The sequence below is a fragment of the Pedococcus bigeumensis genome (assembly GCF_039531795.1).
Lineage (GTDB): Bacteria > Actinomycetota > Actinomycetes > Actinomycetales > Dermatophilaceae > Pedococcus > Pedococcus bigeumensis.
On sequence record NZ_BAAAQS010000003.1, the window covers coordinates 993,508 to 1,018,433 of the forward strand.

Sequence of the window (24,926 nt, forward strand, 5' to 3'; positions counted from 1 at the left end):
CTGAGTCTGGGAGTTGTCTGTATGCCGCCTGTGTGCGGACCTCAGGCGGTGGCGTCCACGTCGTCGGCGTCGACGATGCGGTAGGAGTAGCCCTGCTCGGCGAGGAACCGCTGTCGGTGCGCGGCGAACTCGGCGTCGACGGTGTCGCGGGACACGACCGTGTAGAAGTGCGCGGTGCGGCCGTCGCCCTTGGGTCGTAGCACCCGGCCGAGCCGCTGCGCCTCCTCCTGCCTCGAGCCGAAGGTGCCCGAGACCTGGATCGCGACGCTCGCCTCCGGCAGGTCGATCGAGAAGTTGGCGACCTTCGACACGACGAGCAGGTTGATCTCGCCGACCCGGAACGCCTGGAACAGCTTCTGCCGCTGGGAGACCGGCGTCTCGCCGGTGATGACGTCGGCGCCCAGCCGCTCGGACAGCTCGGCGAGCTGGTCGAGGTACTGGCCGATGACGAGCGTGGGCTCGCCCCGGTGCTGGGCCACGATCCGTTCCACGACGGGGTTCTTGACCGGGCTGCAGGACGACAGCCGGTAGCGGTCCTCCGGCTCGGCCACGGCATACGCGAGGCGCTCGCTGTCGGGGAGCGTGACCCGCACCTCGACGCAGTCGGCGGGGGCGATGTAGCCCTGCGCCTCGATGTCCTTCCACGGCGCGTCGTAGCGCTTCGGGCCGATCAGCGAGAACACGTCGGCCTCGCGGCCGTCCTCGCGCACCAGGGTCGCGGTGAGGCCGAGCCGTCGCCGGGCCTGCAGGTCGGCGGTCATCCGGAAGATCGGGGCGGGGAGCAGGTGCACCTCGTCGTAGATGATGAGTCCCCAGTCGCGGGCGTCGAGCAGGTCGAGGTGGGTGTAGACGCCCTTCCGGCGGGTCGTCAGCACCTGGTAGGTCGCGATGGTGACCGGCCGGATCTCCTTGCGGGCACCGGAGTACTCGCCGATCTCGTCGTCGGTGAGGCTGGTGCGCTTGAGCAGCTCGTCGCGCCACTGCCGGGCCGACACGGTGTTGGTGACGAGGATCAGCGTCGTCGCCTTGGCCACCGCCATGGCCCCTGCGCCGACCAGGGTCTTGCCGGCGCCGCAGGGCAGCACGACCACCCCGGAACCGCCGTGCCAGAACCCGTCGACGGCCTGCTGCTGGTAGGGGCGCAGCGACCAGTCGGCGTTGTCGAGGCCGATGGGGTGGGCCTCTCCGTCGACGTAGCCCGCCTCGTCCTCGGCGGGCCAGCCGACCTTGAGCAGCTCCTGCTTGAGGTGGCCTCGCTCGGACGGGTGCACCGCCACGCGGTCGTCGTCGATCCGCTCGCCGATGAGCGGCTTGATCTTCTTGTGCCGCAACACTTCCTCGAGCACCGGACGATCGGTGGTGCGCAGGACCAGGCCGCGCTCGGGGTCCTTCTCCAGGGTCAGCCGACCGTAGCGGTCCATGGTGTCGGCGACGTCGACGAGCAGGGCGTGCGGGACGGCATACCGGCTGTAGGTGATGAGCGCGTTGACCACCTGCTCCGCGTCGTGGCCCGCAGCTCGTGCGTTCCACAGGCCCAGCGGCGTCACCCGGTAGGTGTGGATGTGCTCGGGGGCACGCTCGAGCTCGGCGAACGGTGCGATCGCCCTGCGCGCCTCCTCGGCGTTCGGGTGGTCGACCTCCAGCAGCAGCGTCTTGTCGCTCTGGACGATCAGCGGGCCGTCTGGCACCGGCTAGTACCCGGAGTCGAACGACGTCGAGGTGCTGCTCGTCGCGGCGATCGCGATGATCGCCACGACCACGATGATGACGAGCACCAGGCCGGCCACGAGCGCGATCCAGCCCCAGCGGGTGAACTTCGCCGACTCGGCCGGCTGGTCCTTCTTGGTGGCCGCCATGATCGCGAAGACCAGGGCGACGATGCCGAAGCCGCAGCCGAGGGTGGTCAGGCCGGAGACGACCAGCAGCGCGATCGTGTTGCCGCTGATCGACTGGGGCGCGTAGCCCGGCTGCCCGTATCCGGGAGCGCCGTAGACGGGGCCGCCGTAGCCCGGCGCAGCGCCGTAGCCCGGCGCGCCCTGGGCGGGAGCACCCTGACCCGGCGCGCCGTAGCCCTGCTGGACCTGGCTCTGGGTGGGGTACGCCGGCTGCGCGCCATACGGGTTCTGGGGGGCCGCGCCGGGGGCGCTGCCGTAGGGGTTCTGCGGCGGGGGCGGCGGGGGTGCGCCGGCCCCGGTGGGCGCGCCGTACGGGTTCTGCGGGACGCCACCGGCCGGCGGGCCGTAGGACGGCGGGCCGTAGGACGGCTGGCCGGACTCAGCGCCGGGGTCGTTCTCCGCCGCCGGAGGAGGTCCGGTCTGGCCCGGCGGCACCGGCGGGACGGCCTGCGTCTTGTCGGTGTCGATGGCGGCGGTCTGGTCGAAGGAGGCGCCGTAGTCCGAGGACCCCTCGTCGCTCGGCGCCGTCGGGTCGCTGGGCGCCGTGGGGTCGCGGAACTCCGGGTTGTCGTCGTTGCGAGGTGTGTCGCTCATCGTTCGTCCCTTCGGGCGTCGTGCGGTCCGCTGCAAATCTAACCCCCCGGAGCACGGGTGAAGACCGCAGCCCGGGAATGGCAGGATCGGGGGGTGAACCTCACCCCACAAAGTTCTGCGCTCCTTCGTCGCTCCGATACTTTGCGGGGGCCCAGATGAGCATCGGACTGCCCCAGCGCGAGCCCGACCCGGAGCTGCCGGACCGGGTGACCATCTACGAGGTGGGTCCGCGCGACGGCCTCCAGAACGAGAAGTCCGTCGTCCCGGCCGCCGTGAAGGCGGAGTTCATCCGCCGGCTGGCGGCTGCGGGGCTGGAGACGATCGAGACCACCTCCTTCGTCCCGCCGACCTGGGTGCCTCAGCTGGCCGACGCCCGTGCGGTGCTCGACGACCTCGGCGAGCTCGGCCGCGGACCGCAGCGACCGGTGCTCGTGCCCAACGAGCGCGGCCTCGACGACGCGCTCGCGGCCGGCGTGGGCGCGATCGCCATCTTCGGCAGCGCGACCGAGACCTTCGCCCGGAAGAACCTCAACCGCACGGTCGACGAGTCGGTCCAGATGTTCGCCCCCGTCGTGGCGCGCGCGAAGGAGGCCGGCCTGTGGGTGCGGGCTTACGTCTCGATGTGCTTCGGCGACCCGTGGGAGGGTCCGGTGCCGGTCGACCAGGTCGTCTCGGTGTCGCAGCGGCTGATGGACCTCGGCGCCGACCAGCTCTCGCTCGGCGACACCATCGGCACGGGCACCACCGGTCACGTGCGGCGGCTGCTGGACGCCCTCGACGCGGGCGGCATCGGCGTCGACCGCATCGGCGTGCACTTCCACGACACCTACGGCCAGGCACTCGCCAACACCATGACCGCGCTGCGGCATGGCGTCACGGTGGTCGACGCGTCCACCGGCGGGCTGGGCGGGTGCCCCTATGCGAAGAGCGCCACCGGCAACCTGGCCACGGAAGACCTCGTCTGGGCGCTCGACGGCGCGGGCGTGGAGACCGGCGTCGACCTGGCCCAGCTCGTGCAGACCAGCGTGTGGATGGCCGGCCACCTGGGCCGCCCCTCGCCCTCGGGCGTCGTGCGTGCCCTCGCCGGCGGCGGCTGACCCGTTGCCCGTCCGTCGGTCGGCTCAGCCCTGGACTGCGCCGGTCACGCGGTGGATCGACAGCGTCCGCGCGGCTCCGTCGGCCGTGCCGTGCACCCGGCCACCCACCACCCGGTCGGGGTAGAAGAGGATCCGCTGGGTGCGACCGTCGGCGTCGGAGTAGCCGATCCAGACTGCCTGCCGGTCCGCCGCCGCGTCCCGCAGCACCGCGAGGGTCGTGGTCGGGTCGGTGCTCGGGAGCGTGGGCCCGGGTCGGCTCGCCACCTGCTCCCGCTGGTATGCCGCGGCCTCCTCGCCGGCGCGCAGCGCACCGACCATCGTCGTCACGAGCTCGTCGTCGACCTTCTGCGCCGTCACGGGGGTGGGTCGGCGCTGGAGGGGGGTGCGGTGGGCGCCGGTGGTCGGCACGATGATGCCGCCGTCCGGGGTCTCGGCGGCCGGCGCGAAACCGTTCTCGCGCAAGAACTCCAGCACGGTCTCGGCCGCGACGGGTGAGACCAGGATCGTCGGGGCGATGCTGCGCAGCTGGAGCGGCGACAGCTCGCGGTCAGCGACCATCGCGCCCAAGGTGGCCTCGTCGTCGCACCGGATGTAGGCCCGCATCGCCCCGACCCGAGCCTGGCCGTGTCGACGCGCGACATCGCGGATCAGGTAGTCGAGGGGCTGGGGGATGGGGGTGTGGCTGGCGTCGCCCAGCGCGCCAAGGACCTGGTCGACCGACCACCCGGCGTCCAGGCCCCGACGGACGGAGTCCTGGTTGAACCGGTAGACGGTGGCCCCGCCCCGCGACTCCACGTCGGCCACCAGGCGCATGAAGGTGGCCAGGCCGCCGGCCAGCGGGCCGGGGGCGATGGCGGTCAGGTCGGCCTGGAGCAGCACGTGCTCCACGGGCTCGGGGAGGTGCGGCTGCATGGCCGCGGCGAGGTCGGTGTCGGACCGGCCGTCGAGCAGGGCCCGGCCGGCACTCGAGATCGCGCCCCGACCCGTGACCCCCAGCCACTCCGCCTCGCCGAGCACGGCGGCCACGACGACCTCGAGGCCGGCGGGCACGCGCCGCGGCCGGCGCCAGCCGACGGCCGTCACGACGCTCTCGCGGTCGGGGGACAGGCCCGGTGCAGCCGCAGCCAGCTGGTCGATGACGTCCTTGCGCAAGCCGCGCGCGGGCGGCCAGTGCGCGTCGGGGCCGAGGGCGTTGACCGTGCCGGACGCGCCCGCCGGCGTGGTGCCGACGAGGTGCGGGGCGCGGGTGGTGAGCAGCCAGGCCCGGGCGAGCACGGCCCAGCGCTGGTGGCCGGGCTGCTGCTGCCACTCGTCGTAGGCCGGTGTCGGCGCCCACGACGGGTCGAGCGAGCCGTCGTCGGCCAGGAGGCCCGCGGCATACGTGAGCTCGGCGACGAAGGCCGCGCGGGCCTCGTCGACGTCGAGCACCGAGGCGAGCCGCTTGAGGTCGCGGACGGCGAGTCCCCCGGAGCGCAGCACGCGCGGAGGGCGCAGGCCCCACTCGGCGGCGAGCTCGTCGACCAGCGCGAGCAGGTCGGTGACCTGCTGTCCGGCCGCCGCGTCGACCTCGGCGTCCTGACGCGGTGTGCCCTCCAGGGCTGGCGGTTGCAGGGCCGGCGAGGCGTGGCTGCGGCCGTGCCGCAGCGCGAGGGCCACCTCGCGGGGGAGCACGAGCTGGTCGGCCGCCGGGGCGAAGACAAGGTGCTGTTCGAGCAACCAGCGCGCCCCGGCGGCGACGCGGTCGGGGGTGCCGGGCGGCAGGACGGCCAGCGGCGGACCCCAGGTCAGGCGGTCCAGGATGGCGCGCGCCGCCGGCGGCGCCTCGCCGAGCAGGTCTGCCACCGACTCCGTCGGCGGCACCTCGACGAAGGTGTCGGCCGCGCGGGGACCGAGGCCGGCGGGGTGGGGAAGGACCTCGGAGACGGTGCGGGCGACCCGCAGGCCCTCGGGGCTGCGCCACAGGAGGGCCAGGGTCCACAGGTCGTCGAGCAGCGGTCCGACCTCGGTCGCGTCGACCCCCAGCAGGGCACCGACCGCCGCGGTCTCGACCGGCGAAGGGGTGGCCAGCGCTGCCTCGAGGACCTGCAGGTGAGCCAGGTCGAGTGAGTCGACGGCTCGCTGGACGCTGGCCCGGGTGCCCGCCCTCGCCGCGAGCGACGACAGGTCGGCGGGCGCTGGTCGGGCCAGGTCCTGGCGTCGGCGCAGCAGGTCGGCGAGCTGCTCGTCGCTGCGCTCCCGCACGTCGTCGGCCATGGAACGGGCTGTCGAGGTCGTCACCTCGGGCCGGGCGGACCGCGAGGCGGAGGCCCCCGAGCCCGTCACGGAACCGGTCGTGCGACGGGGGGAGGAGATGGCGGCCACTGCACCACGGTAGTCGCCTCAGCCGGGCGGTCAGACTCTCAGCCGTTTCCCATGCCACGCACAGCCTCGTCACCCACACTGGTGGCAACGAGAGGAGGCGCCATGTCGGAGCCCACCGGACCCGCCACGCCCCGCAGCAGCAAGGGGTCGGCGAAGGCGAACCAGGACGTGCCGGCCGGGGATCCCCAGGCCGCCGACCCGCAGTCGACCGCGCCGCCCTCCACTGCGCCACCCGCCCAGCCCGCCGCTGCCGACCCCGCGCAGGGGTCAGGTGCGCCGGAGGCCGCCACCGGCGCCATACCGTCCGCCACGCAGCCCATGCCCGCAGCGGCAGGCTCGGTGCCCGCCTCCTCGGAGGCAGCCCCCGCCGGCCCTGCTCGGGTCGGCCCGCCCAGCGGTCCGCCGCCGGTCGGCCCTCCCGGTGGACCGTTCGGGCCCGCCACCGGTGGTCCGGGTGGGCCATCGCCCAAGCGTCCGGGCCTCTGGCGCCAGGCGACCTCGACGACGGGCGGCCTGATCGCCGTGGTCGTCGCCGGCGCGCTCGCGGCCCTGCTCGTGCTCGGTGTCGTCGCGACGGTCGGCCTCGTGGCCGTGCGGGCGGCGCACCGCGATGGCGCCGACCGGATCGAACGCGTCCGCGAGGACGGCCGACAGGGACTCCCGCCAGGACAGCAGCGCAAGCTGGACCGGATGCCGCAGGGGCCAGAAGCGCCTGGGGCGCCCGGTCGCCAGGGCGGCGGGCTCGGTGACGAGGACGGCAACGGCCTCGACGGCGATGGCATGGGCGGCATGGGGCGCGGCATGGGTGGGCTCATGCGGGGAGCCATGGGGCTCGGCAACGTCCAGCACGGCGAGTTCACCGTGCAGCAGAACGGCAAGTCGGTCGTGATGACCCTCCAGCGCGGGACGGTCACCAAGGCCAGCAGCACCTCCGTCTCGGTCAAGAGCGACGACGGCTTCACCGCGACCTACGTCATCGGCAGCGACACCCGCACCCGGGCCGGTGCCCCGGCCGTCGGTGACTCGGTGCTCGTGGTCGCGGAGAAGTCCGGTGCGAAGGCGGTCCTCATCACGGCGACCCGCACCGGCTGACCTTGCCTATGGTTGACGGCCGCACTCCGACCTCGGGCGGCTCGTTGACGGCCGCACTAGCGTGAGCGGCGTGACGACCTCTCCCAGCGGCGAGCAGTGGACCCTTCGGGACGGACGCCAGGAGGCCACCGTCGTCGAGGTGGGCGGCGGCCTGCGCACCTACCGGGTCGACGGCACCGACGTGGTGGCCGGCTACGCCGTCGACGAGATGTGCCGCGCAGGTCGCGGACAGGTGCTGATGCCCTGGCCCAACCGGATCCGGGACGGGAAGTACACCTTCGAGGGGGCGGAGCATCAGCTCGGCCTCAGCGAGCCGGCCCTGCACAACGCCAGCCACGGCCTGGTGCGGTGGGCGACCTGGCTGTTGCACTGGCACGCCGACGACTGGTCGGCGCTGACCGTGCGCACCCGGCTGCACCCCCAGCCCGGCTGGACCGCGACCCTCGACCTCAGCGTCAACTACGTCCTCGAGCCGCACGGGCTGGTCGTCAGCGTGCACGCCTCGAATGTCGGCGACACCGCGGCGCCGTTCGGCTTCGGAGCGCACCCCTACGTCGCCCTCGGGGACACTCCGCTGGCGGAGGTCGAGCTCTCCATCCCGGCTTGGCTCGAGGTGATCGTGGACGAGCAGCTGGTCCCGACCGGGACCGCAGCCGTGCGACCCGAGGTCGACTTCCGCACCCGGCGACGGCTCGGCTCCACGGCGCTCGACACGGCATACACAGGCCTCACCCGCACTCGAGCTGATGGCGGGTGGGAGGTGGTCGTGGGCGGCCTCGGGACCGGTGATGTCAGCGTGTGGGGCGACGGGTCGCTCGACTGGGCGCAGGTCTTCACTGCGAAGGGCAAGGACACCGGGGTCGACGGAGTCCGCGGCATCGCGGTCGAGCCGATGTCGTGCCCCGCCAACGCCTTCAACACCGGCGAAGGCCTTGTCGTGCTGGCACCCGGCGACTCGTGGTCGGCCCGGTGGGGGATCGAGCCGGCGGCGCTCAGCTGACGCGCGGGCGCGCCTCGAGCCCGGTGGGCTCGAGCCTGGTGGAGTCGAGCCCGGTGGAGTCGAGCCCGGTGGCGTCGTGCGCCGTGGAGTCGACGCCGGGGTCGAGCACGGGCGCGTCGGTGCCCGGCGAACGGGTCACCTCGCCCTGGAGACCGTTGACGAACGGGGTGATGCGACGCTCCAGGCTCAGGGACAGCACCGCCATCACGCCGCACCCGACCACGATCATCGCCACGAACCCGGTCGACCACTGGTGGTTGAGCATGAACCCGGCCACGACCGGGCCCAGGATCGTCCCGGCTTGGAACGCCCCGGCGTTGACCGCGTTGTAGCGGCCCCGGAGGTGGTCGGGAGCCATGTCGTTGGTGATCGCCGGGATGGTCGGTTGGAGCAGCGTCTCGCCGAGGGCGAACAACGCGTGGAACAGCAGCACCCCGGCGGATGCCGCCACCGTGCCGCTCACCAGCCCGGTCAGGCCGAGCACGACCCAGGCCACCGACCAGAGCGCGACCATGACGATCAGCACCCTGGTGCGCCGCTTGCCGCTGATCCGTCGGAGCACGAAGAACTGCAGGCCGACGATCACCGCGGTGTTGACCGCGAACGCGAACCCGATGACCCCCGTCGAGACCCCGCTGACCTGGCGCGCGAAGGCCGGAAAGCCGGCCTCCATCTGGCCGTAGCCGACGAACACGCCGAGGAACGTCATCAGGGTCAGCCACACGACGGCCGGCTTGCGCAGGATCGTGAGGTAGGAGCCCTCGCCCACCTCGGCGTCCGCCGGCTTCTCGGCCCGGCCGTGCACGTGCCGCAACGGGCCGAGCAGGAGCCCGATCGGCACCAGCATGCTCGCGGCATCGGCGAGGAAGATCACGGTGAAGGAAGTGGGGTTGTCGACGTCGGCGTAGAGGCCGCCGATCACCCCGCCCAGACCGATGCCGAGGTTGACCAGCGCGAAGTTGATGCCGAAGTACTGCTGCCGCGCCGGCCCGGTGACCACCGCCGCGACGAGGGCGTTGAAGGCCGGCCACGAGACCCCGAAGTTGAAGCCGAGGAACAGGAAGCCGACCGCGAAGACCAGCGGCGTGGTGGCGAACGCGAGCACGACACACCCCACCAGCTGCGCGGAGGTGGCCCAGAGCAGCATGGTGCGGGCCCCGAGCCGGTCGGTCAGGGCTCCGGCCGGGCCGGTGACCGCGAGCGCGACGACGGCGATGAAGGCCATCAGGAGCCCCGCGAGGTCGAGTGAGATGCCGCGCACCTCGTGGAGGTAGATCACCGTGAAGGGCAGCGTGAGGCCCCGACCCAGGGTCTGCACGGCCACGGTGGACAGCAGCCAGCGCCCCGCCGGAGGGAGCTCTCCCCAGAACTCGCGGATGCTGTGGCCTGACGTCGACTGCTCGCTCACCGGGGAATCCTCCCGCACGGCGCCGACAACCCTCAAAAGGATTTGGACCCACCCGATAACCTTGCGAGTGCGCATCGGCGCGCCACACACTTTTTTCGAGGCAAGAGGAAGTCAAGTGCCTACTGGCAAGGTCAAGTGGTACGACGCGGAGAAGGGCTTCGGCTTCATCTCCGACGACGACGGAAGCGACGTGTTCCTGCACGCGAACGCTCTCCCCGAGGGCGTCGCGACGCTCAAGGGCGGCACCCGCGTGGAGTTCAGCGTGGCGGAGGGCCGTCGCGGCACGCAGGCGTTGCAGGTGACCCTGCTGGAGGCGGCCCCGACCGTCACGGCGGGCAAGCGCGAGGCGTCACGCAAGTCCCCTGAGGACCTCGCCCCCCTCGTCGAGGACGCCATCAAGCTGCTCGACAACGCGTCCAACGCGCTGCGGCGTGGCCGCCGTCCCGAGAAGGACCACGCCACCAAGCTCGCCGCCGTCCTGCGCTTCCTCGCCGACCAGATCGACCCGTGATGGCCGCCCAGCAGCGTCCCGGTTCGGCTTCGGCGAAGCCGGATGCCGTCCTCGCCGCCGCCGTCGACCTGGCCCGTGAGGCGGCCGAGTCGATCGCGGAGCGCGGCACGGTCGGCGACCACCTCGGCATGGAGATGGACGACGAGCGGCTGGGCACGCACTACTTCGCGTGCACCGCGAGCTCCTACCCGGGTTGGCGGTGGGCGATCACCATCGCCCGCGTGCCGCGGGGCAAGACCGCGACCGTCTGCGAGACCAACCTCGTCCCCGGTGACGGCGCGTTGCTGTCGCCCGAGTGGCTCCCGTATGCCGAGCGGCTGGCTCCCGGCGACCTCGGCGCCGGCGACGTGCTCCCCTACAAGGAGGACGACCCGCTGCTCGAGCCCGGCTTCGAGGCCACCGGCGACGAGGAGGTCGACGAGCTGGCCGCCTACGAGCTGGGTCTGGGCCGCAAGCGCGTGCTGTCGGCCGAGGGCCGTGAGGCTGCGGCGCAACGGTGGTACGAGGGCGAGAACGGTCCGCACGCCGAGGTCGCCGAGAAGGCCCCGGCTCCCTGCTCGTCGTGCGGGTACTTCCTCCCGATGGCAGGTGCACTTCGCTCTTTTTTCGGCGTGTGCGCCAACGCCTGGTCACCTTCCGACGGTCGCGTCGTGAGTCTTGACCACGGCTGCGGCGCCCACTCCGAGGTCGACGCCGAGCCCGCCGAGCCGATGCCGGTCGGTCAGCCCATCGTCGACGAGATCGCCTACGACCTCGTCTGACCCGCTCTTCCCGCCCCCGGTCGCCCGCAAAACGGCGGTTGCTCGACGAAACGGGCCCCATGGAGGCCGTTTCGTCGAGCAACCACCGGTTTTGCGCTGAGGCTCTCCACAGGCCGCCGCCTCCGGACACGTCCTTCCACAGGGCCGTCGGTGGCAGCGGCCGCACCGAGCTGGTGAGCGCGACCCTCGCGACATGGACTCCCAGTCGCAGGCACTGCTGACCGCACAGCAGGGCGTCATCGGTGCGGTGCAGCTGACCGCGCTCGGGATCTCGGCCGACGAGGTGGGGCGTTGGGTCGACCGCGGCGAGCTGGTGCGGGTGAGGCGAGGGGCGTATGCCGACGCGTCCGTCTGGACCGTAGCCGGCCGCGACGAGCGCTACCGGCTCAGCGTCGCGGCGACGATGCGCTCGAGGAGCAGGTCGGAGGTGGCCACCCACCACTCGGCGCTCGCCCTGCACGGTCTGCCCCTGTGGCACGTCGACCGCGGCCTCGTCGTGCTGATGGCCGATGTGCAGGAGACCACCACGACATCGGGGCTGCGGGTCATGCCGTTGCGTGCGCTCGTGGCTCGCGTGGAGCTCGACGGGCTGAACACGCTCGCGGTCGCCGATGCCATCGTCACGAGCTCCTCGGTCAGTGTCGAGGCAGGCGTCGTCGCCGGTGACGCGGCCCTGCACGACGGCCGATGCAGCCTGGGCGACCTGCAGGCCGCGGCCCGGCGACTCCGTCGGGGCCTGCGCGGGACTGCCCGCCTCCGCCGGGCCCTGGCGAGCCTCGACCCGGCTGCGGAGTCACCCGGCGAGAGCAGGACCCGGCTGGTGCTCCAAGCCCTGGGCCTGCCCCTCCAGTCCCAAGCCTCCGTGCGCGACGAGCGCGGCGAGCTGGTGGGTCGAGTCGACTTCCTGGTCGCGGGCCGCGTGGTCGTGGAGTTCGACGGCGCCCTGAAGTACCGCGGCGACGACGGCCCGGCAGTCGTCCTGGCCGAGAAGCTGCGTGAGGACCGCCTCAGGGAGCTGGGATACGAGGTGGTCCGGCTCACCTGGGACGAGCTCGCCCATCCGGAGCGGATCCTGGCCCGGATCCGGGCGGCGCTCGGTCGCACCAGGGCAGCGTGACCGGTCGCCGGGTCCTCGTTTCAAGCCCCGCAAAACGGTGGTTGCTCGACAAAACGTCATCTGTGGAGCCCGTTTCATCGAGCAACCACCGTTTTGCGGGAGAAGGTCGGCGGGAAGGTCGGGGGGAAGGTCGGGGGGCGGGCGCGAGTCAGGGTCCGGGGAAGGCCTTACTGGGCGCCGGCGGCGTTGCCGCGACCGCGGCGCACGTAGGAGAACCCGATCAGGCCCAGCACGATCCCGGCCACCGGGACCCACGGCCACCAGTCGCGCTCGCCCTCGTGCAGTGCCGGCACGGCGAGGATGACTACCAGCGCCACGACCCAGGCGAGCTCGCCCCAGAGCACGACGCGGGCGGTGCTGACGGCGAGGGGTTGCAGCTCCTCGTCCGTGTCCGGTCGGGCCCGACCCCGCGACTCGCTCATGCGGGCAGCGTAGCCTTCACGATTCGCAATCACGCAGGCCCTACCCTGCTGCCCATGGCCAAGCCCTCATCCCCGCCCACGGCGGCGCACCGTCCCTCCCCGGCCAGGTCCGGCGGACTCGACGGCTTCTTCCGGATCACCGAGCGTGGCTCGACCCTCAGCCGCGAGGTCCGCGGTGGGTTGGTCACGTTCTTCACGATGGCCTACATCGTGGTGCTCAACCCGCTGATCATCGGCACGCAGCAGGACGGCGTCGGTCAGTTCCTCGGCGGGGGCGACATCGTCAAGGCCCAGACCCTCGTCGCGGCCGGCACGGCGCTCGTCGCCGGCGTGATGACGCTGCTGATGGGCGTCGTCGCGAACTACCCGCTCGCGCTCGCCACCGGCCTTGGCCTCAACGCCTTCGTCACGTTCGGCATCGCCAAGCTGCCCGAGATGACCTGGGCCGACGCCATGGGCCTGATCGTCATCGAGGGCGTGATCATCCTCGTGCTCGTGCTGACCGGCTTCCGGCAGGCGGTGTTCAAGGCGATCCCCGGACAGCTCAAGACCGCCATCTCGGTGGGCATCGGCCTGTTCATCACGATCATCGGCCTGGTCGACGCCGGCTTCGTGCGCCGCACGGGCACCGGGCCGGTCCCGGTGGAGCTCGGCATCGGCGGCACCCTCAACGGCTGGCCGCTGCTCATCTTCGTCCTCGGGTTCCTGGCGATCGTGATCATGATGGTCCGCAAGGTGAAGGCCGCCATCCTCTACGGCATCCTCGGCGGCACGGTGCTCGCGGTCATCGTCGAGGCGATCGGCAACATCGGCGGCCAGTTCGACGCCACCGGCAAGTTCGTCAACCCGGCCGGCTGGGGCCTCAACGTCCCGGCGCTCCCCGACAAGGTCCTCGACGTCCCCGACTTCTCGCTGATCGGCAACTTCAACCTGCTCGGGTCGTTCGACAAGCTCGGTTTCGTCGCGGCCCTGCTGCTGGTCTTCACCCTCCTGCTCGCCGACTTCTTCGACACGATGGGCACGATGGTCGCGGTCGGCGCCGAGGGGGGCCTTCTCGACGAGCACGGCAACCCTCCGAACTCCGACAAGATCCTGCTCGTCGACTCGGTCGCCGCGATCGCCGGTGGTGCCGGCTCGGTCTCGTCGAACACGTCCTACATCGAGTCGGCCGCCGGAGTCGGCGAGGGCGCCCGCACCGGGCTGGCCTCGGTCGTGACCGGCGTGATGTTCCTGCTCGCCACGTTCCTCGCCCCGCTGGTCAAGGTGGTGCCCTACGAGGCGGCCACCCCGGCGCTGGTCGTGGTCGGCTTCCTGATGATGCAGCAGGTCCGGGGCATCGACTGGGACGACCTCGACATCGCGATCCCCGCCTTCCTGACGATCGTCCTGATGCCGTTCACCTACTCCATCACCGTGGGCATCGGCGCCGGCTTCGTGGTGTACACCCTGATCAAGGTGGTGCGCGGCAAGGCCTCGGTCATCCACCCGCTGCTGTGGGCCGTGTCGGCGTTGTTCGTCATCTACTTCGCGATCACCCCGATCAAGGAGGTCCTGGGCGTCGGCTGACCGCCGCCCCAGACCAGAAGAGGCAGGTATGCCGCGTGGCCCAGTGAGGGGGCCACGCGGCATACCCGTCTCGGGGCCGGCTTCCCAGAAATACTTAGCACAGGTAATGAGTTATGCTAAGTACCGACAAGGAGAGAAGCCATGACACCACCCCCCGCACGCACGCGCCGTGCTGCCGACGCTGGTCTCTCGCCCTCTGCCGTCTCCGCCCTCGCCGGTGAGCTCCGACTCGCCTGCATGCGCATCAGCCGCCGGGTGCGGTTCGAAAGCACGCATGTCGTTGCGCCGCACCAGTTCTCGGTGCTCTGCCGCCTCGAGGAAGCGCCGCGCACCCCGAGCGAGCTCGCGGAGATCGAGAAGGTGAGCGCGCCCAGCATGACCCGCACCGTCGCCGCCCTGGTCGAGCGCGGGCTCGTCGAGCGCACCGCCGACCCCGCTGACCGCCGCCAGGTCATCCTGTCGCTGAGCCAGGACGCGACGACCCTGCTGCGCGACATCCGCCGCAAGCGCGACGCCTGGATGTCCGTCCGCGTCGGTCACCTCACCGCCGAGGAGCAGGAGGTCCTGCGCCAGGCCTCGGCCATCCTGACCCGGGTGGCCAACGAGTGAGCCCGACCTTCTCCTCGCTCGACATCCGCAACTACCGCATCTACGCCGCTGGTGCGTTCATCTCGAACATCGGCACGTGGATGGGCCGGGTCGCCCAGGACTGGCTGGTGCTCACCGAGCTGACCAACCACTCGTCCTCGGCCCTCGGCATCGTCACGGGTCTGCAGTTCCTCCCGTTCCTGCTGCTCGCCCCGTGGGCCGGGATGATCGCCGACCGCTACCCCAAGCGGCGGATCCTGGCCATCACCCAGACCTCGCTCGCACTGTCGTCCCTCGCCCTCGGCGTGCTGGTGGTCAGCGGCGCCGCTGAGCTGTGGATGGTCTACGGCATCGCGTTGTTCACCGGTGTCGCCACCGCCGTGGACAACCCGGCCCGCCAGACCTTCGTCTCCGAGATGGTGCCGCGCGACCGCCTCGCCAACGCCGTGTCGCTCAACAGCGCGTCGTTCAACGCCGGCCGCCTCGTCGGCCCCGGTGTCGCGGGGCTGACGATCGCGGCGTTCGGCACCGGCTGGACCCTGATGCTCAACACGCTGACCTTCGTGGCGGTGCTGCTGGCGCTCGCGTCGATGCGGCCCAGCGAGCTGCGGCCGGCCCCGGCGCTGGCCCGCGGCAGGGGCGCCATCCGCGAGGGGGTCGCCTACGTGCGCAGCCGCCCTGACATCCAGCTGGTCATGGTGCTGGTCTTCGTGCTGGGCACGTTCGGCATGAACTTCCAGATCACCACCGCCCTGATGGCCACCAAGGAGTTCGGCAAGGGGCCCCAGGAGTACGGCCTGCTCGGCTCGATCATGGCCATCGGGTCGCTCACCGCCGCCCTCCTGTCGGCTCGTCGAGCCAGACCGCGACTGCGGATCCTGCTCCTCGCCCTGGTCGGCTTCACCATCGCGAGCGGGCTGGCCGCGATGGCGCCCAGCTACCTGCTCTTCGCCCTGGCCCTGGTGCCGGTGGGCCTCACCGCGCTCACCGCGCTGACCACCGCGAACGCGATGGTCCAGATCAGCGTCGACCCGGCGATGCGCGGTCGCGTGATGGCCCTCTACATGGCGATCTTCATGGGTGGCACCCCGCTCGGCGCGCCCTTGATCGGCTGGATCGGTGACGTCTGGGGTCCACGCTGGACGATCGGCATCGGCACGATCGCGATCGCTATCACCCTCGTGGTGGTGTCGGTCTGGATGGCCAGGCACGAGAATGTCCAGGTGACCTACGAGTCCCAGCGGCGGCCCCGCATCCGGATCCGCACCCTCCCGCAACCCCAGGTCTCCGAGCCGGTGCCCGAGGCGGCGCGGTGACGCCGGTCTTCCGGCGCCGCGTGACGATCGCGGTGCTCGTCATCGTGGTCGCCGCCGCGGTGGTCGCCAGCTTCCTGCGCTGACCCGGTCTCGCGCGGGCGCCGCGAGCGCGCGCTGGTCCGAGCACGCCGGTTCGCGGGCGACGGTTTGCGGGCGCCGGTTCGGGCGCTATTTCGCGGGCGCTGGCTCGCGCGCTGGTTACTGGTGCAGGTTGCAGATGATGACGATGCCCAGGGCGTTGAGGCCCGGATCGTAGCCGGCCGGGCACTTGCCACCGACCGGGAACACCGTGAGCGGGAGCGGCGCCGTGGTCGGGGTGGCGGTCGAGCTGCTGGGCGTGGGGGTGGGCGTCGGGGTCGGGGTGGTGGTGCTCCCCGTGATGCCGCCGACGACGCCACCCACGACGCCGCCGACGACGTCGGTCACGGTGCCGCCGCTGGTGGACGAAGGACTGGGCGTCGGACTGGTCGAGCCGGTCCCAGCGCTGGTGCCATCACTGCCCGGCTTGCCCGTCGAGCCACCCTTGCCGGGCGTGGCGCCGGGCGTGACCCCGGGCCCGGCCGCGGGCTGGGAGGCCCTCACGGGGTCGTAGCTCGCCATCGGCCGCGGCTCACCCGCGGGGAGGAAGGGGGAGCCGTTGCGCTGCGCCTCGCTGAGGTCCGACCCGGGCACGACGGTGTAGCCGCCGCGGTAGCCGGCGGCAATCGCCAGCACCTGGTCGGCGTAGGCATCGCTGTGGTTGTAGCGCAGCACGGCGGAGCGCGCGCCGGGCTCGGTGCTGAGGTCGCCGGGGCCCGAGCAGAGGTAGACGGCGGTGGCCGTCGCGGCGTCGGCCATGTTCTGCGGGTCCTTGCGACCGTCGCCGTTGGCGTCCACGCCCACCACGCGCCAGGTGCCGGGGATGAACTGCATCGGCCCGACCGCGCGGTCCCAGGTGAGGTCGCGGTCGTATGCGCCGCCGTCGGTGTCGCGGATCGTGGCGGTGTCGTTGCTGCCGTTCAGCGGTATGCCGTAGATGCCGGGACGGACCGTGCCGTCGCGGTCGATGCCGTTGCCGCCGTAGCGGCCGTGGTTCGACTCGACCTTGCCGATGGCGGCGATCAGGGCCCAGTCGATCCGGCACTGCGCGTCGGCGGCGTCGACGATCGTGGCGGCCCGGCGGTAGGCCTCGAGGGCAGCGGCAGGGATGCCGTTGGCGCTCATCGACGAGGGCAGCCCGGCCGACTCGGAGAGCGGGGTGGGCTGCGCCTCGGAGGGCGCCGGGAGCTCGGGCAGCGACGGCAGCACGGGCGCGTCGAGCCGGTCGAGAGCGGTGTCGGGCACGGTCACCAAGGGCGCGGAGTCGGCGACGATGTCGGTCGCGGGGTTGCCCCCGGTCGCGGCGAGGGCGATCCCGCTCGCGACCAGCACGATGGCCGGCACGGCTCCGGCGGCAGTCCGCCACGGCAGTCGCATCGTGCGTGTCATCGTCCGGCTCCTCGACGTCGTTGTCTCACCGCGGGGCTTCCACGGTGTCCACCCCGGGTTACACGAGGCTCAACGAGTGGTTCGGCCCGAGGTTACGCGTCGAGCGGGTCTGCTGACCGGAAAACGGACCGCAAATCAGCCCACAACGTGCTCAATGCACGCAATCAGGGCCGACACGTCCTCGGGGTCCACGGCGGGGAAGGTGGCCACGCGGAGCTGGTTGCGCCCCAGCTTGCGGTAGGGCTCGACGTCCACCACGCCGTTGGCCCGCAGCGTCTTGGCGATGGCGCTCGCGTCCACGTCGTCGTCGAAGTCGATCGTGGCCACCACCTGCGAGCGTGCGGCCGGGTCGGCGACGTACGGCGTCGTGTAGGCGGTGCGCTCGGCCCAGTCGTACAGGCGTCCGCTGGAGTCGGCCGTGCGCTTCACGGCCCAGTCGAGCCCACCCTGCTCGTTGATCCAGTCCACCTGGCTGCGCAGCAGCGCGAGCGTGCCGAGGGCGGGCGTGTTGTAGGTCTGGTTGAGGCGGCTGTTGGTGACGGCCGTCGGCAGGCTGAAGAAGTCGGGCACCCAGCGACCCGACGCGGCGATCTCGTCGACCCGGGCCAGCGCGGCAGGGGAGAAGGCGGCCAGCCACAGGCCACCGTCGGCCGCGAAGCACTTCTGGGGGCCGAAGTAGTAGACGTCCGACTCGGCGACGTCGACCGGGAGCCCGCCGGCGCCGGAGGTGGCGTCGACCAGCACGAGGGCTCCGTCATCGGCCCCCTCGACGCGCTTGACCGGAGCCATCACGCCCGTCGAGGTCTCGTTGTGCGGCCACGCGTAGACGTCGACCCCGGCCTCGGCGCGCGGTGCGGCGAGCGTGCCCGGGTCGGCCTTGATGACCGTGGAGTCGCCGAGGAACGGCGCGTTCTGCGTCACCGAGGCGAACTTCGAGGAGAACTCGCCGAAGGCCAGGTGCTGGGCGCGCTCGCGCACCAGCCCGAACGCGGCGATGTCCCAGAAGGCCGTCGAGCCGCCGTTGCCGAGGATGATCTCGTAACCCTCGGGCAGGCTGAACAGGTCGGACAGGCCCTCGCGGACCGCGCCGACGAGGTTCTTCACCGGCGCCTGGCGGTGCGAGGTGCCGAGCAGGGTGGTGCCCAGGCTGGCGAGGTAGGCGACCTGTTCGGGTCGCACCTTGGAGGGCCCGGAGCCGAACCGGCCGTCCTTGGGCAGCAGGTCGGCGGGGATCGTGGGCGTCGCAGTCTCGGTCACGCGGTCAGTCTCTCACCCCGTCCCGAGGCGTGGGACGTGAGGTCCACCACCCGGAACGAAGGGGCGAACGAGGACGGTCGGACGAGGCGCCTGGACGAGGCGCGAGGGGTATGCCGCGTGGCCGTCGCGACCACGCGGCATACCGAGCTCGGGCTCAGCCCTTGTAGCCCTTCACCGCGTCGAGCCCGCGCGGGCCCTCGCCGATGTAGCGCGCCGACGGGCGGATGAGGCGACCGGTCTTCTTCTGCTCGAGGATGTGCGCCGACCAGCCGGCGGTGCGCGCCGACACGAACAGTGGCGTCATCATGTCGCCGGGCACGTCGGCGAAGTCGAGCAGCACGGCCGCCCAGTAGTCGACGTTCGTCTCCAGCACGCGGTCGGGCTGGCGTTCGCGCAGCTCGGTGAGCGCGGCCTGCTCGAGCTCGAGGGCCACGTCGTAGCGCGGGGCGCCGAGCCGCTTGCAGGTGTCACGCAGGACCGCCGCCCGCGGGTCGTAGGCGCGGTAGACGCGGTGCCCGAACCCCATCAGGCGCTCGCCCCGGTCGAGGACGTCCTTGACGTAGGCGCGGGCGTCGCCGCTGCGCTCGACCCCCTCGATCATGTGCTGCGCGCGGGAGGGAGCCCCGCCGTGCAGCGGGCCGGACAGGGCGCCGATCGCGCCCGACAGGCAGGCCGCCACGTCGGCGCCGGTCGAGGCGATCACCCGCGCGGTGAAGGTCGAGGCGTTCATGCCGTGCTCGGCAGCCGAGGTGAAGTAGGAGTCGATCGCCTCGACGTGCTTGGGGTCGGGCTCGCCACGCCAGCGGATCATGAAGCGCTCGACGATCGTGCGGCCCTCGTCGACACGGGACTGCGGCACCATCGGGGTGTGCTGGCCGTGCGCGGACTGGGCGATGAACGACAGGATCATCACCGACGCGCGGGCGAGGTCGTCACGGGCCTGCTCGGGGGAGATGTCGAGCAGCGGCTTGAAGCCCCACAGCGGCGCGAGCTGGGCGATCGCGGACTGGGCGTCGACGCGGATGTCGCCGGTGTGCACGGGCAGTGGGAACGGCTCGGCCGGCGGGAGGCCGGGGTCGAACCCGTTGTCGACCAGGAGCCCCCAGACCTGCCCGAAGCTGACCTTGCCGACGAGGTCCTTGAGGTCGACGCCGCGGTAGCGCAGCGCACCGCCTTCCTTGTCGGGTTCGGCGATCTCTGACTCGAAGGCGATGACGCCCTCGAGGCCCGGCTTGAAGTCGCTGTCGGACATCGGTGTCCTCTCGGCATGGGGGGTGTTGGTGCGGGTCGCCCGGTGGGGCGCCCGCATACCTACTGGCGGGTTCATTCTGCACTGTCCGCCCGATGGGTCACTATGGGCCGATGCTCACGGCCGAGACGGACTACGACGGAGAGGTCTTCACCGCCGACCTCAGTGGCGCCTCGGCGGGCGGGGCGCGGTTCCTCGAGTGCACCTTCCAGCGGTGCGACCTGAGCGAGCTGCGGGCCCCTCGCGCGAGGTTCTCCGAGACCAGCCTGTATGCCGTGCACGGGGCAGGCCTCGACCTCGCCGAGTCGTCGTGGGCCGACTGCCTCGTCCAGGGTGCGCGGATGGGCGCGGTGGCGCTCTACGGGTCGGAGCTGGCCCGGGTGAGCTTCGAGGGCTGCAAGGTCGAGTTCCTCAACCTCCGTGGCGCAACCCTGCTCGACGTCGAGTTCGTCGACTGCCAGCTCGTCGAGGCCGACTTCGGCGAGGCCAGGCTCACCAGGGTGTCGTTCGAGGGGTGCCGCCTGGTGTCGCCCGACTTCACCAAGGGCACCTTCAAGGACGTCGACCTGACCGGTGCCGACCTCGCCGGCCCGCGCGGTGTCGCGGGGCTGCGCGGGGCGACGGTGTCGGCGCTGCAGCTCATCGACCTCGGCCCCGCGCTGGCCGCCGAGCTCGGGCTCAAGGTCGCCGACTGAGCTGAGTGCCTGACTAGGCCTTGCGGGCCTGGCGCTTGTCGCGCACCGACATGGTGTTGCCGACCGTGCGCACCTCGAACAGCTCGGTCGCCTTGAGCAGCTTGCTCAGCGACGCGTAGCCGTGGTTGCGCGAGTCGAACGAGGACTGGTTCGAGATGCTGTTGCCGACCGCGCCGACGCTGGCCCAGCCGTCGTCGTCCGCTGCGCGGGAGACGGCGTTGCGCAGCAGCCGCACGAGGCCGTTGTCCTGTCGCAGCTCGGCCGTGGTCCGGCGGGCCGGGCTGGGCTCCGACTTCGGCTCCGCCCTGGGTGCAGCCTTGGCGGCGGCCTTGGTCGCGGCCTTCTTCGCGGTCTTGGTGGCCTTGCCCCGCGCGGCTGGGCTGCCCGACGGGGCCTCGCCGGACTCGGCCATGGCGGACACGGCCTCGGCCTGCGGGCCGGCCTCGTCCAGCCGCACCTCGTCGGGGTCAGCGAGCTGGTCCAGGAAGAGGAACTTCGTGCAGGCCGACCGGAACGGCTCGGGCGTCTTGCGCTCGCCGAACCCGTAGACCGCGGCGCCCCGCTCGCGCAGGTGCATGACCAGCGGGGTGAAGTCGGCGTCCGAGGAGACGATCCCGAACGCGTCGGGGTGGTCGTTGTAGAGCAGCGCCATCGCGTCGACGACCATCGCCATGTCGCTGGCGTTCTTGCCGCGGCTGTAGTCGAACTGCTGCACCGGCCGGATCGCCCGCGGGTGCAGGACCTCGGCCCACGGCCGCAGCCCGGCCTTGGTCCAGTTGCCGTAGGCCCGGCGGATGCTGGTCTCGCCGTAGGCGCTGAGCTCGTTGAGGATCAGGTCGATCTTCGAGGCGGAGGAGTTGTCGGCGTCGATGAGCAGGGCGATCCGGGCGCGGGGGTCCATGACCCCGACGCTACGGCACCCGGCGGCGCGGCCTGCGCGCCGCGGCATACAGTCGCTTCGTGCCGTTGCTCCTCGACCTGACCCCGTTGCGGGACAACGCACCGTACCGGCGGCTGTACGTGGGGTTCACCCTCTCGAACGTCGGCTCGCAGATGGCGGTGGTCGCCATCGGGTTGCAGGTCTACGAGATCACGCGCTCGACGGCGGCGGTCGGCATCGTGGGGATGTGCGCGCTCGTGCCGCTGGTGTTCATGGGTCTCTACGGCGGCACGCTGGTGGACCACTTCGACCGGCGCAAGGTCGGGCTCATCGCGCAGGCCGTCGCGTTCGTGTCGAGCATCCTGTGCGCCCTGCAGGCCTGGGTCGGCAACACGCACGTCTGGGTGCTCTACACGTTGGTGGCGTTGTGGAACGGCGCCTTCGCGGTGTCGTCGCCGGCGCGGTCCTCGATCTACCCGCGGATCCTCGAGCGCGAGCTGCTGCCCGCGGCGAACGCCTTGTCGGTCTTCGCGATGAATGCCTCGATGACCGTCGGCCCACTACTGGCGGGGGTGCTCGTCGACTGGGGCGGGTTCAAGGCCGCCTACACCGCCGACGCGCTCATCACGACCGCCGCGCTGTGGGGGCTGGCCACGCTGCCGTCGCTGCCGCCCGAGCCCGAGGAGGGTGCCGCCCCCACGCGTCCCGGGCTGCGGTCGGTGCTCGACGGGTTCGCGTTCCTCACGACGCGGCCCAACGTGCGGATGACCTTCGTGGCCGACATCTGCGCCATGTTGCTGGCCCAGCCGCGGGTGCTCTTCCCCGCTGCCGGCGCGGTGATCTTCGGGGGAGGGGCCAAGACGGTCGGCGCACTGTCGGCCGCGGCTGCTGTCGGCGGGATCGTCGCGATGTTCTTCTCCGGCCAGCTCGGCCACGTGCGACGGCAGGGGTTGGCGATCCTGGTGTCCATCGTGGGCTGGGGGTTCGCGATCGCGGGTTTCGGGGGAGCGATGCTCGCCGCCGGTGGCGTCATGTCACGTGGAGCCGCCCTGTGGCTCGGGCTCGTCGCCATGGCGGTCGCCGGTGCGTCCGACTCGGTCAGCGCGGTCTTCCGCACCACCATCCTCCAGTCGGCCACCCCCGACCACCTCCGCGGCCGGCTGCAGGGCGTGTTCATCGTCGTCGTGGCGGGCGGGCCCCGGCTCGGGGAGATGACCGGCGGCTTCCTGTCCAACGGCATCGGCGAAGCGCGCACGGCCGTCGTGGGTGGGTTCGCCTGCGTCCTCGCAATCCTCGTCCTGGCCCGGCTGCAACCGGGGTTCCTGCGCTACGACTCCCGCCACCCCACGCCCTAGCGGCGCAGCACGACGGGTGCTGCGCTGCTGTGGTCAGACGGAGCTGCCGCGACGCTCGGCAGCCCGGCGCCGCTCGTCGGTCGCGTCGGCCATCGCCCACCGGACCATCGAGGTGGCCACGGCGCCGAGCGGACGACCGACGAGCCGCTCCGTGAGCGGAAGCCAGGGCAGCCGCAGCGGCTGACGGGCCCAGCGCGGGAGCATCGCCACGGCACCCGCTGCCAGCGCGGCATACCCCGGCTTGGCCGCCAGCGGCAGCGGTGGGTGGACGAGCAGGAACCGCGCGGCGTCGCGCGCCGCGGCGGTCGACTCGAGCTCGGGGCGGTAGCCCTCGATCGTGGCGCGCAGCGCGGCGACGGTGGTGGGCGGGTCGACCACCCCGAGGGCGCTCGCGACGATGCCGCCCTGCTCGACGTAGCGGTCGGCCTCGGCGTCGCTCAGCGGTGCCACCGCGTAGCGCTGGTAGGCCGTCAGGAAGCTGTCGGCCTCGGTCGCGTGCACCCAGGCCAGGAGGTGGGGGTCGCTCGCGGAGTAAGGGCGCCCGTCGGCGGCCTTGCCGCGCACGCGCTCGTGGATCGAGCGGACGCGTCCGATCTGCTCCTGTGCGTGGTCGATCGTGCCGAAGGTCGTGGTGGCGAGGAACTCACTGGTGCGCTGGAGCCGGCCCCACGGGTCGCCCTTGTAGCCCGAGTGCCCCGCGACCCCGGCCATCGCGAGCGGGTGCAGCGACTGGAGGAGGAGCGCCCGGATGCCGCCCGGGAACATCGCGGCGTCGGCATGGACCCGCCAGATCGGGTCGTCCGGGGTGAACCAGCGCGGGCCCTCGGCGCCCCAGATGCGTTCGGCCTTGGCCTGGGCGTCGGAGCCGGCGACGCGGGACCGCAGGGCCGACGCGAGCTGGCGGCGGGCGCTGTCGGCCATCGGCGTGAGCAGGGTCACTGGGAGCGCCTGGCCCGGCGCCGGGGAAGCTCCTTGAGCCGGGCCGCAGGCGTCGGGACGTCGGCGGGTCGCACCCGCGTGGCCAGGTCGCTGTTGGCGATCAGCTCGGCGATCGGCGTCGTGGAGGTGGGGTGGGCGGCGATGGGGTCGTCGCCGGAGAACACCACCCACACCGGCTCGCTGTGGTCGGCGCGCGGGTCGAACGTCTTGAGCACGCTCCCCTCGCGCACCGTCGCCGCGTGCTCGATCGCCCGACGGCGAGCCTTCTGCCGGTCGAGGGCGGTCTGGGCGGCCTTCATTGCCGGTTCCTTGGCCTGCTGTGCCAGCACCACGACGTGGGGGCCGTACTTGACGCCCCACTTCACGAGGTTGCCGACTGCCTTGCCTTTGCTGGGCATGCTGCCTCCCTGACTGGTCCGGCTCCCACCCTAACTTCCGGGCGAAGCAGGAGATCGGAAACGTTCGGGCGAAGCAGGAGATCAGAAACGGTGGCCGCCTAGTCTTCGACCATGAGTGACCTGTCTCTCCCCGACCCGCTCCGCCGCGACTACGTCGGCGAAGGCATCTCCGAGGCCGAGCTCGCGCCCACCCCGTGGCAGCAGGCGCGGGCCTGGGTCGACGACGCCGTCGCGCGCGCGCAGGTGCACGCCGACGTCCCCGAGCCCTACGCCCTCTCGGTCGCCACCGTCGACGCCGCGGGTCGGCCCAACGTGCGCACCGTGCTGATGCGGTTCTTCGACGAGCGGGGCCCGGGCTTCGTCACCGGCACCGAGTCGGCCAAGGGCGTCGAGATCGCCGCCACCGGGGGCATCGCCGCGGCGCTCACCTGGCCGGCGATGTACCGGGCGATCCGGTTCCGGGGCGTGGCGGAGCAGCTCTCCCGCGACGAGGTCGCCGGCTACTTCGGCTCGCGTCCGTGGGCGTCGCGGATCTCCGCATGGGCCTCGCGTCAGTCCCAGCCCATCGACGGACGGCAGGGCCTCGAGGACGCCTACGCGAGGTATGCCGCGCAGTTCCCCGACCACGGGGACCCCACCGACGTGCCGGTCCCCGACTTCTGGGGCGGCTACCGGGTGGTCTGCGACGAGGTCGAGTTCTGGGGCGGTCGTCGCAACCGGTTGCACGACCGGCTGGTGTTCAGCCGGGTCGCCGCGGGCTCGCTCGACGACGCTGACGCTTGGGCCCTGAGCCGCCGCCAGCCCTGACCCAAGCCACTTGTTCGGAGGATCCACCGCGCCATCACCGGGTGGATCCTCCGAACGACGGGGTGTGAGTGGGTGAGCGGGAGCCGGCCGCCGCCGACAGGCCGTTCCTACCCGTCCGTATCCCGGAACGGACGGCAGCGGGCGGCCACCG

At 72.2% G+C, this 24,926-nt stretch carries 23 protein-coding genes; 12 read left to right on the forward strand and 11 right to left on the reverse strand.

What is annotated here, in order from left to right:
- Positions 1-41: 41 nt before the first annotated feature.
- The gene (locus tag ABD262_RS15355) at positions 42-1,688 is read right to left on the reverse strand and encodes a DNA repair helicase XPB (protein WP_344138026.1); all 1,647 of its coding nucleotides are present in this window, start codon (positions 1,686-1,688) and stop codon (positions 42-44) included.
- A 3-nt stretch (positions 1,689-1,691) separates the two neighbouring features.
- The gene (locus tag ABD262_RS15360; protein WP_344138029.1) at positions 1,692-2,489 is read right to left on the reverse strand and encodes a CD225/dispanin family protein; all 798 of its coding nucleotides are present in this window, start codon (positions 2,487-2,489) and stop codon (positions 1,692-1,694) included.
- 155 nt (positions 2,490-2,644) lie between these two features.
- On the opposite strand from ABD262_RS15360, the gene ABD262_RS15365 reads away from it, so the two are divergent.
- A complete protein-coding gene (locus tag ABD262_RS15365; RefSeq protein ID WP_344138031.1) occupies positions 2,645-3,586 on the forward strand; it encodes a hydroxymethylglutaryl-CoA lyase in 942 nt (313 codons plus the stop codon).
- Positions 3,587-3,610: 24 nt separating this feature from the next.
- Here ABD262_RS15365 and ABD262_RS15370 read toward each other — a convergent pair whose 3' ends face one another.
- Positions 3,611-5,947: a helicase-associated domain-containing protein gene (locus ABD262_RS15370; protein WP_344138034.1), complete on the reverse strand. Its 2,337-nt coding sequence runs from the start codon at positions 5,945-5,947 to the stop codon at positions 3,611-3,613.
- Between the two features lie 102 nt (positions 5,948-6,049).
- Here ABD262_RS15370 and ABD262_RS15375 point away from each other — a divergent pair, with 102 nt between their 5' ends.
- On the forward strand, positions 6,050-7,039 hold the full coding sequence (locus ABD262_RS15375) for a hypothetical protein (RefSeq protein ID WP_344138037.1): 990 nt from the start codon (positions 6,050-6,052) through the stop codon (positions 7,037-7,039).
- 70 nt (positions 7,040-7,109) lie between these two features.
- Positions 7,110-8,039 (forward strand): aldose 1-epimerase family protein, encoded by a 930-nt coding sequence (locus ABD262_RS15380; protein ID WP_344138040.1) that lies wholly within the window; start codon positions 7,110-7,112, stop codon positions 8,037-8,039.
- On the opposite strand, the gene ABD262_RS15385 is transcribed toward ABD262_RS15380, so the two are convergent.
- Positions 8,032-9,447 (reverse strand): MFS transporter, encoded by a 1,416-nt coding sequence (locus ABD262_RS15385; RefSeq protein WP_344138043.1) that lies wholly within the window; start codon positions 9,445-9,447, stop codon positions 8,032-8,034. The two genes, ABD262_RS15380 and ABD262_RS15385, sit on opposite strands and share 8 nt — an antisense overlap.
- Before the next feature lie 115 nt (positions 9,448-9,562).
- On the opposite strand from ABD262_RS15385, the gene ABD262_RS15390 reads away from it, so the two are divergent.
- The 3 genes from ABD262_RS15390 to ABD262_RS15400 all read left to right on the forward strand — a co-directional run bounded on the left by ABD262_RS15390 (position 9,563) and on the right by ABD262_RS15400 (position 11,836).
- A complete protein-coding gene (locus ABD262_RS15390; RefSeq protein ID WP_344138046.1) occupies positions 9,563-9,958 on the forward strand; it encodes a cold-shock protein in 396 nt (131 codons plus the stop codon).
- A complete protein-coding gene (locus tag ABD262_RS15395; RefSeq protein WP_344138049.1) occupies positions 9,958-10,719 on the forward strand; it encodes a DUF3027 domain-containing protein in 762 nt (253 codons plus the stop codon). The genes ABD262_RS15390 and ABD262_RS15395 overlap by 1 nt, the downstream gene beginning before the upstream one ends.
- A gap of 193 nt (positions 10,720-10,912) precedes the next feature.
- The gene (locus ABD262_RS15400) at positions 10,913-11,836 is read left to right on the forward strand and encodes a type IV toxin-antitoxin system AbiEi family antitoxin domain-containing protein (protein ID WP_344138052.1); all 924 of its coding nucleotides are present in this window, start codon (positions 10,913-10,915) and stop codon (positions 11,834-11,836) included.
- A gap of 167 nt (positions 11,837-12,003) precedes the next feature.
- Here ABD262_RS15400 and ABD262_RS15405 read toward each other — a convergent pair whose 3' ends face one another.
- Positions 12,004-12,258, reverse strand: coding sequence for a DUF2530 domain-containing protein (locus ABD262_RS15405; protein WP_344138055.1), 255 nt, complete (start codon positions 12,256-12,258; stop codon positions 12,004-12,006).
- A 54-nt stretch (positions 12,259-12,312) separates the two neighbouring features.
- Here ABD262_RS15405 and ABD262_RS15410 point away from each other — a divergent pair, with 54 nt between their 5' ends.
- From ABD262_RS15410 to ABD262_RS15420, 3 genes are all read left to right on the forward strand, one after another.
- Positions 12,313-13,824: an NCS2 family permease gene (locus ABD262_RS15410; protein ID WP_344138058.1), complete on the forward strand. Its 1,512-nt coding sequence runs from the start codon at positions 12,313-12,315 to the stop codon at positions 13,822-13,824.
- Positions 13,825-13,965: 141 nt separating this feature from the next.
- Positions 13,966-14,433: a MarR family winged helix-turn-helix transcriptional regulator gene (locus ABD262_RS15415; protein WP_344138061.1), complete on the forward strand. Its 468-nt coding sequence runs from the start codon at positions 13,966-13,968 to the stop codon at positions 14,431-14,433.
- Positions 14,430-15,728, forward strand: a complete 1,299-nt coding sequence (locus tag ABD262_RS15420) for an MFS transporter (RefSeq protein ID WP_344138064.1) — start codon at positions 14,430-14,432, stop codon at positions 15,726-15,728. Before ABD262_RS15415 ends, ABD262_RS15420 begins: the two co-directional genes overlap by 4 nt.
- A gap of 198 nt (positions 15,729-15,926) precedes the next feature.
- On the opposite strand, the gene ABD262_RS15425 is transcribed toward ABD262_RS15420, so the two are convergent.
- The 3 genes from ABD262_RS15425 to ABD262_RS15435 all read right to left on the reverse strand — a co-directional run bounded on the left by ABD262_RS15425 (position 15,927) and on the right by ABD262_RS15435 (position 19,704).
- Entirely contained in the window at positions 15,927-17,195 is a 1,269-nt protein-coding gene (locus ABD262_RS15425; protein ID WP_344138067.1) for a lytic transglycosylase domain-containing protein, read from the reverse strand.
- 135 nt (positions 17,196-17,330) lie between these two features.
- Entirely contained in the window at positions 17,331-18,452 is a 1,122-nt protein-coding gene (gene serC, locus ABD262_RS15430) for a phosphoserine transaminase (RefSeq protein WP_344138070.1), read from the reverse strand.
- A 154-nt stretch (positions 18,453-18,606) separates the two neighbouring features.
- Positions 18,607-19,704, reverse strand: a complete 1,098-nt coding sequence (locus tag ABD262_RS15435) for a citrate synthase 2 (RefSeq protein ID WP_344138073.1) — start codon at positions 19,702-19,704, stop codon at positions 18,607-18,609.
- Positions 19,705-19,814: 110 nt separating this feature from the next.
- On the opposite strand from ABD262_RS15435, the gene ABD262_RS15440 reads away from it, so the two are divergent.
- Complete coding sequence (locus ABD262_RS15440; protein ID WP_344138076.1) at positions 19,815-20,396, forward strand: pentapeptide repeat-containing protein; 582 nt, start codon at positions 19,815-19,817, stop codon at positions 20,394-20,396.
- A gap of 13 nt (positions 20,397-20,409) precedes the next feature.
- Here the strand turns inward: ABD262_RS15440 and ABD262_RS15445 are convergent, their stop codons facing one another.
- Positions 20,410-21,297 carry an NYN domain-containing protein gene (locus ABD262_RS15445; protein ID WP_344138079.1) on the reverse strand — a complete coding sequence of 296 codons (888 nt, stop codon included), beginning with the start codon at positions 21,295-21,297 and terminating at the stop codon, positions 20,410-20,412.
- 59 nt (positions 21,298-21,356) lie between these two features.
- Between ABD262_RS15445 and ABD262_RS15450 the strand changes: the two genes are divergently transcribed.
- Positions 21,357-22,631 carry an MFS transporter gene (locus tag ABD262_RS15450; RefSeq protein ID WP_344138082.1) on the forward strand — a complete coding sequence of 425 codons (1,275 nt, stop codon included), beginning with the start codon at positions 21,357-21,359 and terminating at the stop codon, positions 22,629-22,631.
- A 33-nt stretch (positions 22,632-22,664) separates the two neighbouring features.
- Here ABD262_RS15450 and ABD262_RS15455 read toward each other — a convergent pair whose 3' ends face one another.
- Both ABD262_RS15455 and ABD262_RS15460 read right to left on the reverse strand, forming a co-directional pair.
- The gene (locus ABD262_RS15455; protein ID WP_344138248.1) at positions 22,665-23,552 is read right to left on the reverse strand and encodes an oxygenase MpaB family protein; all 888 of its coding nucleotides are present in this window, start codon (positions 23,550-23,552) and stop codon (positions 22,665-22,667) included.
- Between the two features lie 14 nt (positions 23,553-23,566).
- Positions 23,567-23,968: a hypothetical protein gene (locus ABD262_RS15460; RefSeq protein ID WP_344138085.1), complete on the reverse strand. Its 402-nt coding sequence runs from the start codon at positions 23,966-23,968 to the stop codon at positions 23,567-23,569.
- A 111-nt stretch (positions 23,969-24,079) separates the two neighbouring features.
- On the opposite strand from ABD262_RS15460, the gene pdxH reads away from it, so the two are divergent.
- On the forward strand, positions 24,080-24,775 hold the full coding sequence (gene pdxH, locus ABD262_RS15465; protein ID WP_344138088.1) for a pyridoxamine 5'-phosphate oxidase: 696 nt from the start codon (positions 24,080-24,082) through the stop codon (positions 24,773-24,775).
- Positions 24,776-24,926 lie beyond the last annotated feature (151 nt).